The 14,259-nt window shown below is 47.1% G+C and carries 9 protein-coding genes; 6 read left to right on the forward strand and 3 right to left on the reverse strand.

All coding sequences use genetic code 11. From position 1 onward, the window contains the following. Positions 1-10 precede the first annotated feature (10 nt). The gene (gene tyrS / locus J3U76_RS02575) at positions 11-1,312 is read right to left on the reverse strand and encodes a tyrosine--tRNA ligase (protein ID WP_208004105.1); all 1,302 of its coding nucleotides are present in this window, start codon (positions 1,310-1,312) and stop codon (positions 11-13) included. Positions 1,313-1,502: 190 nt separating this feature from the next. Between tyrS and J3U76_RS02580 the strand changes: the two genes are divergently transcribed. The 4 genes from J3U76_RS02580 (at position 1,503) to J3U76_RS02595 (ending at position 8,333) form a co-directional block, all read left to right on the forward strand. Then, on the forward strand, positions 1,503-2,342 hold the full coding sequence (locus J3U76_RS02580) for a LuxR C-terminal-related transcriptional regulator (RefSeq protein WP_208004106.1): 840 nt from the start codon (positions 1,503-1,505) through the stop codon (positions 2,340-2,342). A 150-nt stretch (positions 2,343-2,492) separates the two neighbouring features. Next, the gene (ydiJ, locus tag J3U76_RS02585; protein ID WP_208004107.1) at positions 2,493-5,555 is read left to right on the forward strand and encodes a D-2-hydroxyglutarate dehydrogenase YdiJ; all 3,063 of its coding nucleotides are present in this window, start codon (positions 2,493-2,495) and stop codon (positions 5,553-5,555) included. Between the two features lie 81 nt (positions 5,556-5,636). Then, positions 5,637-5,876, forward strand: coding sequence for a GlsB/YeaQ/YmgE family stress response membrane protein (locus J3U76_RS02590; protein ID WP_208004108.1), 240 nt, complete (start codon positions 5,637-5,639; stop codon positions 5,874-5,876). A 699-nt stretch (positions 5,877-6,575) separates the two neighbouring features. After that, positions 6,576-8,333 carry a DEAD/DEAH box helicase gene (locus J3U76_RS02595; RefSeq protein ID WP_208004109.1) on the forward strand — a complete coding sequence of 586 codons (1,758 nt, stop codon included), beginning with the start codon at positions 6,576-6,578 and terminating at the stop codon, positions 8,331-8,333. Positions 8,334-8,763: 430 nt separating this feature from the next. Here J3U76_RS02595 and suhB read toward each other — a convergent pair whose 3' ends face one another. Beyond that, positions 8,764-9,570, reverse strand: a complete 807-nt coding sequence (gene suhB / locus J3U76_RS02600) for an inositol-1-monophosphatase (RefSeq protein WP_208004110.1) — start codon at positions 9,568-9,570, stop codon at positions 8,764-8,766. A gap of 120 nt (positions 9,571-9,690) precedes the next feature. Then, entirely contained in the window at positions 9,691-9,945 is a 255-nt protein-coding gene (locus J3U76_RS02605) for a YfhL family 4Fe-4S dicluster ferredoxin (protein WP_208004111.1), read from the reverse strand. Positions 9,946-10,384: 439 nt separating this feature from the next. Between J3U76_RS02605 and J3U76_RS02610 the strand changes: the two genes are divergently transcribed. Together J3U76_RS02610 and J3U76_RS02615 are read left to right on the forward strand one after the other, a co-directional pair. Next, positions 10,385-12,562, forward strand: a complete 2,178-nt coding sequence (locus J3U76_RS02610) for a malate synthase G (protein ID WP_208004112.1) — start codon at positions 10,385-10,387, stop codon at positions 12,560-12,562. A gap of 266 nt (positions 12,563-12,828) precedes the next feature. Beyond that, entirely contained in the window at positions 12,829-14,208 is a 1,380-nt protein-coding gene (locus J3U76_RS02615; protein ID WP_208004113.1) for an MFS transporter, read from the forward strand. Positions 14,209-14,259: the final 51 nt, after the last annotated feature.

A 14,259-nucleotide genomic window follows, 5' to 3' on the forward strand; every position in this document is an offset into this window, starting at 1 on the left:
CGCTATCTTGTTAATTCAGCTTAACAAGATGAAAGTGCTTTTTACCCCGGCGCACTACCATATATTGCTCTTGCAGTGGCGTTAAGGTGTCGGTATCTGCCACCACCTTAACGCCATTTACAGCAATGGCGCCATTAGCCATTAACTCTCGGGCAATGCGCCGCGAGCTGGCCAAGCCCGCCTCCACTAATAATTGACTCAGCGCTGGGCGCTCGGCGGCTGCAACTTTAGTTAGCGGAATGCCGTCTTGCTCTAACTGGGCAAACTCCGCCACGCTTAACTGACTAAAATCACCACTGAATAATGCTTGGCTTATCCGCTTTACCCCTGCTAATGCAGCGGGGCCATGCACCAACTCTGTTATTTCTTCGGCTAATAACGCTTGGGCTTGGGGTTTTCCTTGGCGTTCACTATCCGCCTCTTCTATAGCCGCAATCTCGGTGAGCGAGCGAAAACTGTAAAGTCGTAAAAAACGATAGACATCAGCATCGGCGGTATTAAGCCAAAACTGATAAAAAGCATAAGGTGAGGTTTGAGCTGGGTCCAGCCAAACAGTACCGGTTTCGGTTTTGCCAAATTTGGTGCCATCGGCTTTGGTAATCAGCGGCAAGGTTAGGCCAAATACCTGTTGCTGGTTTAAACGACGCGTCAAATCAATGCCGCTGGTGATATTGCCCCATTGATCGTTGCCGCCAATTTGTACCGTACAGGCGTGCATTTTATTAAGGTGGGCAAAGTCGTAAGACTGTAAAAGTGAATAGGCAAACTCAGTAAAAGAGAGCCCTTGCTCGGGGCGGGCTAGGCGTTGTTTAACGGAGTCTTTGGCGATCATGGCGTTAATAGAAAAGTGCTTACCAATATCGCGTAAAAACGAAAATAAGTCCAGTTTGCTCATCCAGTCAGCATTATTTAATAAATGTACCTGCTGGCCGTTGGCGGCGCCTGGCTCTGCCATTAAGGGGCGAATTTGTTGTTGTAAATCGCTGACCCAGCCATTAACGGTGGCGGTATCATTCAAACTACGTTCACTGGCTTTAAAGCTGGGATCACCAATCATACCCGTGGCGCCCCCTACCAAGGCCACCACGCTATGGCCGGCCGCTTGAAAGCGGCGCAGCATCAGTAGTGGCACTAAATGACCAATATGTAAACTGCCCGCCGTGGGATCAAAACCACAATAAATCACTCTTGGCTGCTCTGCTAAATGCGCACCAAGGGCGTTGGCATCCGATTGCTGGGCGATCAGTCCGCGCTTATTCAGCTCTTGCAATAAGGCGTTAGCGGGAGTGGATAGTGGTGTGATATGGGGCATACAGGGCTCGCTTGTGTGTGATAACGCTAAAAGCTAATCCTGACCGAGCCTCTTTATTATGCCTATGTCCTTTTAGGGACAGTTTGGGGTAATATCTATTAGCGCACAACGTAAAAATACTAAAACCCTAACATTCTTTTTCTTGCCCTTTTTTCCCTCACCTTGGACTCTTTGTTGTCGGAATTTAACCATGTCGATACCTAATCACACTGACTATCAAGCGGCCTTAACTCAGGCCATCCAAGCCTTGGGCACCGCCGCCTTCGTTCGCCGCTTGGCAGAGCTGGTAGCCACGCAGATTAGGTGTGATTGCACCTTAGTCTTGAGTTATCGCAGCAATGGGGCGGCGGTGTATTTATACGATAACCTACAGCACAGACGAGATTTATTGTTTCAACAATACTTAAACGGTGTGTATGCCGACGACCCCTTTTACCGGGCATTAAGCCAAGGCTTAACCGACGGTGTTTACTCATTAGGTGCGCTGGTTGCCCAGCAGGGCAGAGGGCCTGATTATATGAGCAGCTTTTATCAGGCTACCGGTTGGCAAGATGAGTTAGGTATAGTGTTATCGCTGCATAAGGGGCAGTGGTTAACTTTATTTTTAGGCCGACTCAGTGCTAAGCCGTTTACTCGTAGTGAACAAGCTCGGCTGCACTCATTGCTGCCACTGCTGAGTGCCTTATGTCGCCAACATTGGCCACTTGAGCATGAGGCGATGGCCTTATCGCCACAGCCCAACTCACCTGTCTCTGTTTCGCCAACCTTAGATGGGGCGAATAAAATGCGATCACAGCTAGAACAGGCATTAGCCAGTTTTGGCTTGCCGCGTTTAACCCCTCGTGAGCAGCAAGTGGCGGCATTATTAATTCAAGGCCAAGCTAATCACGCCATTGCCGAGCAATTAGGCATTGGCGTGGGCACGGTTAAAAACCACCGTAAGCACCTTTACAGTAAGCTACATATCGACAGCCAATCAGCGCTATTCGCCCACTTTTTAAATCATTTAATAACGCAAGAGAAAGCTTGAAGCTTGAAGCTGGAAGCAAAAAATCAAAATGAAACATGAGATCAGGTGTTGTTCTTCCTGCTTTCCTTGCTAGGCGTTGGCTGCCGTTTTTCTGTATACTGTTAACCATTCTGGGCGCACTTTACATATAATGACAGGGAACAGGCCGTTATGATCCCCAAGATAGATCTGCAAGCGCAGATAAATCCTACCTATTTTGCATTTATCAACGCATTAGCCGATAGCGGCTTTAGTGGCGATATCGAGCACACCTATGCCAGCCGGTTGGCCGTTGCCACCGACAATAGCGTGTATCAATCACTACCCCAAGCGGTGGTCTTTCCGCGAACAACCCAAGATCTAAGCACCATGCTGACCTTGGCCTGCGCTGATGATTATCACAGCATTAAGTTTGCGCCCAGAGGCGGCGGCACCGGCACGAATGGGCAGTCACTAAACGACAACATAGTGGTCGACTTATCTCGCCATCTAAATCAGCTGCTAGATATTAATGCCGAACAGCGCCAAGTGCGGGTGCAAACCGGCATGGTGAAAGATCGACTGAATCAGCTGGTTGCCCCTCATCAGCTCTTTTTCTCACCAGATTTATCCACCAGTAATCGCGCCACCCTTGGCGGCATGATCAATACCGATGCCTCGGGGCAGGGTTCCTTGGTATACGGTAAAACCTCAGATCATGTGTTGGGGATGACAGCGGTATTGGTTGATGGCACCATTATTAAAACGGGCCCGCTAAGGGGTGAAGCACTGGATGCCAAGTTAGCAGAAGACAGTCGCGAGGCCGAGCTGTATCGCTGCGTGTATCACAGCGTCAATGATAACCAAGAGGAAATAGCCAAGCGCTTTCCTAAGCTAAACCGCTTTTTAACCGGCTACGATTTAAAGCATGTGTATGACAAAGCCAGCCATACCCTCGATCTCACTCGTATCTTGTGTGGCTCTGAGGGATCCCTTGCCTTTATTACCGAGGCCTTGCTCGATTTAACGCCTATTCCTACCTATCGCACTTTAGTGAACGTTAAATACGACAGCTTTCAGTCGGCATTGCGTAATGCTCCGTTAATGGTGGAAGCAAAAGCGTTATCGGTAGAAACCGTTGACTCTAAAGTGTTGGGGCTGGCGCGTGAGGACATTGTTTGGCACTCGGTCAGTCACCTTATTGAAGATGTGCCCGGCAAAGTGATGGACGGCCTTAATATGGTCGAATATGCCGATCAAGATGCCGAGGCGCAACAAGAAAAAGTCGCGGCCTTGTGCAGCCAACTTGATCAACTGATTGCCAAAGGTGAAGCCGGTGTCATTGGTTATCAAGTGTGTGATGATTTGGCGTCGTTAAATAAAATTTATGGTATGCGAAAAAAAGCCGTGGGCTTACTAGGCAATACCAAAGGTCGCAAAAAACCGATTGCCTTCGTTGAAGATACCGCCGTACCCCCAGAAAATTTAGCCGATTACATAGTGGAGTTTCGGGCACTGCTTGATCAACATCGGCTGCAATATGGCATGTTTGGTCATGTGGACGCGGGGGTGTTGCATGTGCGACCTGCGCTGGATATGACGGATCCAGAGCAAGAGGTAATGCTGCGTAAAATATCCGATCAAGTGAACGCCCTTACCCTGAAATACGGCGGTTTAATGTGGGGCGAGCACGGTAAAGGCTATCGCTCAGAATACAGTCCGGCGTTTTTTGGCGAGCGCTTATTTACCGAGCTGCGCCGCATTAAATCATCCTTTGATCCTTTTAACCGACTCAACCCCGGTAAAATTTGTACGCCACTCGATAGTCTCGATCAGTTAGTGTCTGTAGACGCCACTAAACGTGGGTTTTTCGATCGCCAAATTCCGGTGAATGTGCGCGAAAGCTACACCCAGCCCATGGATTGTAACGGCAATGGCTTATGCTTCGACTTTGATGTTAACTCCCCCATGTGCCCATCAATGAAGTTAACAGCTGATCGTCGTCACTCGCCAAAAGGTCGAGCAGGTTTAGTGCGCGAGTGGTTACGTCAATTATCGGCTCAAGGCTTCGACCCTATGGCAGAAGAAGCGGCCATTATGAGCCGCAGTGCCAGCGTAAAAGGCTTGGTAGAGCGCGTAAAATACAGCTGGCAGAAACAGCGCGGCGAATACGACTTCTCCCATGAAGTGAAAGAAGCCATGGACGGCTGCTTGGCCTGTAAAGCTTGTTCAAGCCAGTGCCCCATTAAAGTGGATGTGCCTACCTTTAGGGCGCGCTTTTTACAGCTCTACCATCAGCGTTATCAGCGCCCACCACAAGATTATTTGGTGTCTTGGGTCGAGTCATATACCCCCTGGATGGCCAAAGCTCCCGGGCTGGTTAACCCGATAATGAACAATAAATGGGTAAAAGCCACAACCCGCTCTTTGCTCGGCATGGTCGATATGCCCCAAGTGAGTAACCCAAGCTTAAACACACTATTAGCAAACAGTGCGGCCACTTCTTTTAATATGGCCATGCTGGAGTCGTTAACGGATCAGCAAAAAGCCAAAACACTGTTAATAGTGCAAGATCCTTTTACCTCATTTTATGATGCCAATGTGGTATTCGACTTGGTGCAAGTTGCCACTAAACTGGGCTTTAACCCGGTAGTGTTACCCTTTAAGCCCAATGGTAAACCGGCCCATGTTAAAGGCTTTTTACGTCGATTTGCTGGCATGGCGGCAGACAGCGCCCAGTTTTTAAATAAGCTGGCGCGGTTGAATATTCCCTTGGTGGGGGTCGACCCCTCCTTAGTGCTGTGTTATCGCGACGAATACCGCAAGGTGTTAGGGGAGGCCAGAGGCGACTTTAATGTATTACTGCCCCAAGAGTGGCTATTGCAGCAATTAGAGCAATTACCGGAGCAAGCTCCAACAGGGGAGCCTTGGTATTTATTTGCTCATTGCACCGAAAAAACCGCACTGCCAACTACGCATCAAGACTGGGGACGTATCTTTCGTCATTTAGGCGCCAATCTTGAAGCCATTGCGGTGGGGTGTTGTGGTATGGCTGGTACTTATGGGCATGAACGTCACCATGCTGAGGGTTCAAAGCAGCTCTATGCCATGAGTTGGGCCACTCCCATGAGTGAGTTACCCGCAGAGCGGCGCATGGCAACCGGCTTTTCGTGCCGCAGCCAAGTAAAGCGTATAGAAGGGCAGAATATTAAGCATCCAGTGCAAGCGCTACTCGCCTTACTAGACAAGGCTTAAAGCTAAAAAGCGGAAGCTTGAAGCTAATAACAAACACTTAGTTTTGAGCGTCCAGTTTGATAAGTATTTTAAGGAGAAAACATGGGATTAATATTAGGTTTAATTATTGGTGGCCTTGCCGGTTGGTTGGCAGGGCAACTGATGAAAGGCCACGGCTTTGGCGTATTAGGTAATGTGCTATTGGGCTTAGTAGGGGGCTTTTTAGGGGGAATTGTATTTCGCCTAGTGGGGCTTGCGGCTACCGGTATTATTGGCTCGCTTATTATGTCGACATTAGGGGCGGTATTACTCATATATATAGTTAGAAAGATTAAAAGCTAGGATTGCTGTGAAGAGGAGCGCAGACAAGTCACTGAGCCAGCAGAAGCTTGGTGCTTTGTCGGCTGAAGTTTTACTCAGGTGCTGTGAGGTGAGTTAAAGCCGTGTGCTTCACCCTTTAAGCACCTACAAGTCTTTTCGGTTTGTTAAAATAACGCTGGACATTACAGGCCCTTTAGCAGACAATATGCCCTCAGCCCAGATGGGCATGACCTTTTGTGATGTGGGTCTCGATAAATAAAGCAAAATACGCTTTATGTCGTTATAACCCGCCTATTCGGCATGCTACAGGGTGATGAACTATATTTAGTTTACTCACCAAAACCCTGGGTTTATATGTAGCTGCCAAAATACGTGCGTTGAAGCGGGTTATTATTGCGTTTGTTAGGAAAGTAACGCAAATCACGTCCGCGCCAAACGATGCTTACCTTATTTCTATAAGAATAAGTACGTCCCCTCCACTTGGGCGCGACGACACCAAGTCTGGCAGATCGACATCCATGATGAGAAAGACGCTTCTGGTATTTTACCGGTGCGTTACCATGGCGGTGTTGAAACAAAAATGGCCAGTTTAGCCTTGTGAATCTGAATGTGTAATACATTCTTTAAAGGGAAGCCCTCACTATTATAATAGTGAGCATGGGCTGTCCCTGGCCCTTTACTGTATCAGTCCGCCGACATTTTATTTATTCGGAACTGTAAATGACAAATTCTACTCTTGTACTTGCTGAAAACGCCCCTGCCTTCACTGAATTAGGGTTAGCGCCTGAAGTTTTAAAAGCACTGGCCGATGCCGGCTACGTGACTCCTTCTGCTATTCAGGCTGCTGCTATTCCTACTTTGCTTGAAGGCCGCGATGTTTTGGGCTTGGCACAAACCGGTACTGGTAAAACAGCTGCGTTCGCACTGCCGCTGTTAAGTACTATTACTGGCGGCAACGCTACACCACAGGTGTTAGTATTAGCCCCAACGCGTGAACTGGCGATTCAGGTTGCTGAATCTTTTGAAGGTTACGCTAAGTATCGTAAAGACATTCGCATTACCTCTATTTATGGTGGCCAAGCATACGACACACAAATTCGTGCATTAAAGCGCGGTGTAGATGTGGTTGTGGGTACGCCGGGTCGCGTTATGGATCACATGCGCCGTGGTACGTTAAAGCTAGATAACCTAAAAGCTTTAGTATTGGATGAAGCTGATGAAATGCTACGCATGGGCTTTATCGACGATGTTGAGTGGATCTTGCAACAAACGCCAGAAACGCGCCAAATTGCCCTATTCTCTGCGACTATGCCACCGGTTATTCAGCGTGTTGCTCAAAAGTACCTGAACAAGCCAAAAGAAATTCGCATTGAGAACAAAACCCGTACTAACTCTAGCATTCGTCAACGCTACTGGTTTGTGCGTGGAATGAACAAGCACGAAGGTTTATGCCGTTTGGTTGAAACCGAAAACATGGATGCCATGTTAGTGTTTGTGCGTACCCGTAAAGATGCCGAAGATTTGGCCGATATGATGAGCCGCGAAGGCCATGCTTGCGAAGCGTTACACGGTGATATTCCACAGAAATTACGTGAAAAAGTCATTGATCGTCTTAAAAACGGTCGCTTAAACATTCTAGTGGCTACAGACGTTGTTGCCCGTGGCTTAGACGTTGAGCGCATTAGCCATGTGGTTAACTTTGATATGCCACACGACAACGAGTCTTACGTACACCGTATTGGCCGTACCGGTCGTGCGGGTCGTGAAGGTGATGCCATCTTGTTTGTAACCGGTCGTGAAAAGCGCGGTTTATACAATCTTGAGCGCCACACTCGCCAGCCCATTGAAGAAATGCAAATGCCGTCTGCCGATGCGATCAACAAAATTCGTGCAGAGCGCTTTAAAGCTCGCATTCGTAGCAGCGTAAAAGCTGATGAAAAAGCATTGGCACCTTTTGTAGAAATGGTTGAATCATTGCTAGAAGAAGGCCTAGACAGCGCAGAACTAGCAGCAGGTTTGGCACGTTTAGTACAAGGCGACCGTCCATTGTTTATGGAAGACCGTCCACAAGCTTCTCGTCGCCCCGACGTTCGTGAGCGTAACGATCGCAATGACCGTAATTCACGCGGGCCTCGTGGCCGTGACAGCGTGGCAATGGAAACCTTCCGGGTTGAAGTCGGTCGAGTACACGGCGTGAAGCCGGGTCACTTAGTGGGTGCGATTGCTAATGAAGCCGACCTTGAGTCGCGTTATATTGGTCAAATTCAGATCCATGATGACTTTTCTACCGTTGACTTGCCTAAAGGCATGACGTCTGACGTACAAAAAGTTCTGAAAAATGTGCGTGTTTGTCAGCGTCCATTAAACCTGGCCAAATACGAAGGTGGTCCATTACCACGTCGTAGCAGCTTCCGTCCGCAGGATGATCGCAAGCCACGTTCACCACGTCGTAACAACGACAAACGTTTAAACGGCTAATTACCGCTTAATCGTATAAAGAATGACTAAAGGCCTGTCGAGCAATCGGCAGGCCTTTTTGTTGTAGTATTAGTTCAAGTGTGGAGCTAAAGAAGCACACTGAGCTATCTTTTGCAGTGTACCGCTTTCTAGCACCGAGCTAAAGACAAACAGTGATTGGTGATTAGGGGATAGTGATTAGAACACCGCGCTTGTCTTTCAGTGACTCCCTAATCTCTAATCCCTAATCCCTAATCCCCTGTTAAATGGATTACCGCGTCGTTGTACTCCTCGTAATGAAAGGGTGGCTCCGGCTTTTTGTAGGGGCACTTTATTTAGGTAAATAATATTCGATCGGTATTAGAGCGTGCAACAGACGAAAAAAAGCACCGCACTTTAATAAAGTGCGGTGCTTATTATTTCGCTGTGCGCTGTGCGCTGTGCGCTGTGCTTAGGCTTGTGCTAGCGACTCAGGCAAGTGTTCGCGAATGGTCGAGAGCATGGTTTTTAGTACCTTAGGGTTGGCACATACTAAGTTACCGCTGCGCTCAAAGTGATGGCCCCCTACAAAGTCAGTCACAATGGCACCGGCTTCACGAGCAATCAAGCTGCCGGCTGCAAAATCCCACGGCTTAAGGCCCAGTTCCCAATAACCGTCTACTCGGCCTGCAGCCACATAAGCTAAATCAAGGCTAGCGGCACCGGCACGGCGAATATCGGCACACTGAATAAACATGTCTTTAAACATGCCTAGGTAGGCGTCTGCATGGTGCTTTTGTTTAAATGGAAAGCCAGTAGCCAGTACGGTTCCGCTTAAATCCTTTGCTTTGCCAGTACGAATACGATAGCCATTTAACTGAGCGCCGGCACCACGGCTGGCACTGAATAGCTCATCGCGAATGGGATCATAAATAACGGCTTGTTCGGTGCGACCTTTTACGCGCAACGCAATAGAAACCGCAAAGTGAGGAATACCATTAACAAAGTTAGTGGTACCATCAAGTGCGTCAACAACCCACTGATAGTCTGGGTTGCTGCCGGTAAGTTCACCACATTCTTCACCAATAATGGTGTGCTCCGGATAAGACTTACGAATGGTATTAACGATAGCGTTTTCCGCGTCAAGATCGACATTGGTAACAAAATCGTTCAGACCTTTTTGGCGCGTTTCTGTGTTATCAGGATTGGCAAAACCTTTGGCGATAACGTGACCCGCGTTACGCGCAGCGCGTACCGCAATATTCAGCATCGGATGCATATGAGTGAACCCACTTGATGTTAAAGAACGAAATTTGAGCGACGTATTATACCTGTGGCGAGATTTCAGGCAAGGGATAAATGTATTCCGCAGGCCGCCGTAAGCAATCAGTGTTGTATGTTACTCTTCTTGATGATGCAGTATCACAAATTTATCCCATAGCTGCTCTTGGCTTTCGGTGTTAGCTGGGTCAACAATAATACAGTCGATAGGGCATACACTAATGCAAGTTGGCTTATCGTAATGGCCCACACACTCAGTACATAAATCCGTTTCTATCTCATAAATTTCTAGGCCGTAGCTAATGGCACCATTAGGGCATTCAGGTTCGCACATGTCGCAATTTATACAGCTGTCTTCAATTAATAGCGCCATGGCTTTATTTCCTTATTATTACTGACGGTTACTGTAGTGGGGTAATGAGGCGGTAAATTATACCATTTATTGATAGCAAGCTCAGCCTTTACTCATGATGCCAAACGGCTCTGCTATAGTCTTATTTTATGTTAAGACCCTACGTTTTGTAGGTGAAAATGTGGCGTTTTTTTGATTTATTAGCCTCAATCTGCTTATAAAGCAGAGTAAATGGTTAATTTGTTATTATACTTTTATTTGTTGTATCTATTTGAATTGTTTAGTGTTTTATAAGTTTGTTGTGTTTTTTAACGCAATTTTTACAGATTAAGCGGCGGCTTGGCGCAATTCACTTTTGCCTCTAGCTCCCATCAAGGGGTAAACTATACAACCAACGATTAGGGTTAGTGATCGGTCTTAAACATAACTACTGACAACTAGAATAGAAGAAGAAATACATATGACGGAACGTACTCATCTCGGCACATTACAAGTCGCTACCGTTCTTCATGATCTGGTAGTAAACGAAATTATCCCCGGCACTGGTGTTGAGCCAGCCGCATTTTGGTCTGGCATGGAACAAATCGTTAATGATTTGGCTCCTAAAAACCGTGCCTTACTGGAAAAACGGGAACAACTGCAGCGCCAAATTGACGAGTGGCATCAGACTCACGCCGGTCAAGTCTTTGACGCAGCAGCCTATAAGCAGTTTCTTACTGACATCGGCTACTTGTTGCCGACAGTAGAAGACTTCTCAATAACCACCACTAATGTTGATGCAGAGTTGGCAACCCTTGCTGGCTCTCAATTGGTGGTACCGGTTAACAACGCACGTTACGCACTTAATGCGGCTAATGCGCGTTGGGGCAGTTTATATGATGCACTTTATGGCAGCGATGTTATTTCAGATACCGACGGTGCAGAAAAAACCAAAGCCTTTAATCCTACCCGCGCAGCTAAAGTGGTTGCTTGGGGCCGTGACCTACTAGAAAAGGCGGCGCCGCTTGCTAATGGCCAGCACAAAGATGCGACTGCTTACAAAGTGGTTGATGGTCAATTACAAGTAACACTCGAAAATGGCGAAACAAGCACGCTTGCCGAACCGAGTAAATTTGTCGGTTATAACGGTGAAGCCGCTGATCCTTCAGCTGTATTACTACGCAACAACGGTAGCCATATCGAGCTACAGTTTGACCGTAATAATCAGGTTGGCGCCAGCGATAAAGCCGGCATCAAAGACTTGGTATTAGAATCAGCGCTGTCCACTATTATGGACTGTGAAGACTCTGTTGCTGCGGTTGATGCAGAAGATAAAGTGGCTGTATATCGCAACTGGTTAGGCCTGATGAAAGGCACCTTAACTGAGAAAGTCCAGAAAGGTGATAAAGAAATCATCCGCAGCCTAAACCCAGATCGCCAATATTTAAGCCCGAACGGCGAATCGTTCAGCTTGCATGGTCGTAGCTTATTGTTTGTGCGTAACGTGGGTCATTTAATGACTAACGAAGCCGTACTAGACAAGGATGGCAACGAAGTGCCAGAAGGTATCCTTGATGCCATGGTGACGAGCTTAATCTCTGTTCACGACCTAAAAGGTAACGGTAAGTTTAAAAACTCCCGTACCGGTAGTGCATATATCGTTAAGCCAAAAATGCACGGCCCAGAAGAAGTGGCCTTTGCTTGTGAGCTATTTGAGCGTACCGAGCAAGTATTGGGCTTGGCCAAAAATACCCTTAAAGTGGGTATTATGGACGAAGAGCGCCGTACCAGTGCTAACTTGAAAGCTTGTATCTATGAAGCGCGTGAGCGTACTGTGTTTATTAACACAGGTTTCTTAGACCGTACCGGTGATGAAATTCACACCAGTATGGAAGCCGGCCCTGTGGTACGTAAAGGCGACATGAAGCAACAAGAGTGGATTGGCGCTTACGAAAATAACAACGTCGATGTTGGCCTAGCGGCGGGTCTGCAAGGTAAAGCGCAAATTGGTAAAGGCATGTGGGCTATTCCAGATAATATGTCTGATATGCTTGAAACTAAAATTGCCCACCCACTAGCCGGTGCTAACACCGCTTGGGTACCTTCACCTACTGCAGCTACCTTGCACGCAACGCATTATCACCAAGTTAATGTAAAAGCGCGCCAAGACGAGCTGAAATCTCGTGAAGCAGCAAGCCTAAATGCGCTGTTAACCATTCCATTGCTTAGCGAAGAAGCAAAAAATGCGTTAACGGCAGAAGAAATTAAAAATGAGCTAGATAACAACGCTCAAGGCATTTTAGGTTATGTGGTGCGCTGGATTGACCAAGGTGTGGGTTGTTCTAAAGTGCCAGATATCAATGATGTTGGCTTAATGGAAGACCGTGCAACCTTGCGTATCTCTGCACAGCATATTGCTAACTGGATGCGTCACGGTATTTTGACCGAAGATCAAGTAATGGAATCAATGAAGCGCATGGCCGCTATTGTTGATGGCCAAAACACCGGTGATCCTCTGTATAACAATATGGCACCTAACTTTGATGGCATTGCCTTTAAAGCGGCTTGTGACTTAGTGTTTGAAGGCACAACTCAGCCTAGCGGTTACACAGAACCCTTGCTTCACGCTTATCGCCGTAAGCTAAAAGCACAAGCTTAATTCTTATTACCTGAATTAATCGCTTGCACAATAAAAGTCCTCGGCCAGTCCGAGGACTTTTTTTTTGTCTTCAAGACTTATCTGTTACAAAGCTTACAGAAAATACGGTTGAGCCAAGGTTCCCATTTATTGGACCGCTTTTAGGTTGTGGACTTAGCCCGTGTTTTTCTGGTTATACTGCGGTAAAAATTGGTTTATATTTTAGGTTTTGTTAACGTCGAGCTTCAGCCTCGATCTTTTGACTCCCACAATAAATAAGGCCTTGCATGATAAAACGTTTGGTCATCTCACTCTCAGCATTAATCTTTAGCGTGTTTCTCCTAATGGGAGGCAACACCTTTGTGATGACGTTACTTGGCGTCAACTTAGGTTTAAAAGCGGTGGAGCCAACCTTAATTGGCGCTATTATGGTCTGCTACTCAATAGGCTTTGTAGTGGGCTCTTTGTATGGCAAAAGAATTATTAAACGAGTGGGACACATTCGTGCTTTTGCCGTATTTAGTGCGTTTTTAGGCTGCTCAACCCTGATCTACCCCCTAACCGAAAGCATTATTATTTGGTCGCTACTTCGCGCCTTGGGTGGGGTGGCGGTGGCGGGCTGTTTTATTGTGATAGAAAGCTGGTTTAGTGCCGTGGCCAATAACGATAACCGCGCCACCTTATTTTTCTCTTATCAAATTTGTACTTACTTAGCGGCAACAGCGGGTCAACTGTTAATCGGCTTTACTGACCCCTCCGCCTTTGTGCCCTTTACCTTAGGTGCCATTGTGCTTACGGTGGCACTGATACCTTTATCCTTAAGCCGCATGGATGCCCCCACCATAGAAAATAGCGAGCGAGTGAGTGTTAAGGTGATTATTAATAAAGCGCCGCTGGGCTTATTGGCTGCCTTATGCAGTGGTATGTTAATCACCAGTTTTTATGCCATGGCACCGGTATACGCCATTCAAGTAGGGCTAGAAGTAGAGCAGCTTTCTTATTTTATGGCAGCATCTGTATTTACCTTTATTTTATTTGCCTGGCCATTAGGCCGACTCTGTGATCAGCTTGACCGTAGTAAGATCATGATCTGGATAAATATACTAGTCATGTTAAGTGCGGCAGGTGTCGTTTTTGCGGGTACTTACCACCTGGGCTTTTTGATAGGCTTTTCGGCGCTCTATATGGGCATGGTGGCTTCAATTTATCCGGTTGCCGTGGCCATTACCAACGACCGTATGGATGCCCAGTATATAGTGGCGGCAAGTACCACCTTGCTATTGAGCTATGGGTTAGGTAGCGCCTTAGGCCCCTTATTTAGCTCCAGCATGATGAGCTGGCTTGGAGCACAAGGTTTATATTATGGTAATATGGGCATAGCTCTACTGCTAGGAGCCTACACTTGGTATTGGCGCTTAGATGTGAAAATGGTTGAAGTGGCCGATCAAGCACAATACATTCCAAGCTCAGCGGAAACTGTTGGGGTATTAGCCACACTTGACCCGCGTAACGAAGAGTTTGTGGATATTCCGCTAGAAGAAGTCTTTTTAGATATGGAAGCCGAAGAAATTGCTGAGGCACAGGCATGTCAGATGGATCTTGAACTACCTGAGCCAGACGTTGATGACACGGACGAAGCCCCTATACTGGTTCCACATGAGTACTAACTGGGTGCGGTGTTATTTACTGTTGTCTGATTAACGTCAATAATGCACAAA

The organism is Oceanisphaera pacifica (genome assembly GCF_017498065.1).
Taxonomy (GTDB): domain Bacteria; phylum Pseudomonadota; class Gammaproteobacteria; order Enterobacterales; family Aeromonadaceae; genus Oceanimonas; species Oceanimonas pacifica.

Coding starts and splice junctions, on each gene's coding strand:
- J3U76_RS02590 (WP_208004108.1), top strand. CDS start 5,637: ATGGGATTAATATTAGGTTTAATTATTGGTGGCCTTGCCGGTTGGTTG.
- J3U76_RS02595 (WP_208004109.1), top strand. CDS start 6,576: ATGACAAATTCTACTCTTGTACTTGCTGAAAACGCCCCTGCCTTCACT.
- suhB (WP_208004110.1), bottom strand. CDS start 9,570: ATGCATCCGATGCTGAATATTGCGGTACGCGCTGCGCGTAACGCGGGT.
- J3U76_RS02580 (WP_208004106.1), top strand. CDS start 1,503: ATGTCGATACCTAATCACACTGACTATCAAGCGGCCTTAACTCAGGCC.
- ydiJ (WP_208004107.1), top strand. CDS start 2,493: ATGATCCCCAAGATAGATCTGCAAGCGCAGATAAATCCTACCTATTTT.
- tyrS (WP_208004105.1), bottom strand. CDS start 1,312: ATGCCCCATATCACACCACTATCCACTCCCGCTAACGCCTTATTGCAA.
- J3U76_RS02615 (WP_208004113.1), top strand. CDS start 12,829: ATGATAAAACGTTTGGTCATCTCACTCTCAGCATTAATCTTTAGCGTG.
- J3U76_RS02605 (WP_208004111.1), bottom strand. CDS start 9,945: ATGGCGCTATTAATTGAAGACAGCTGTATAAATTGCGACATGTGCGAA.
- J3U76_RS02610 (WP_208004112.1), top strand. CDS start 10,385: ATGACGGAACGTACTCATCTCGGCACATTACAAGTCGCTACCGTTCTT.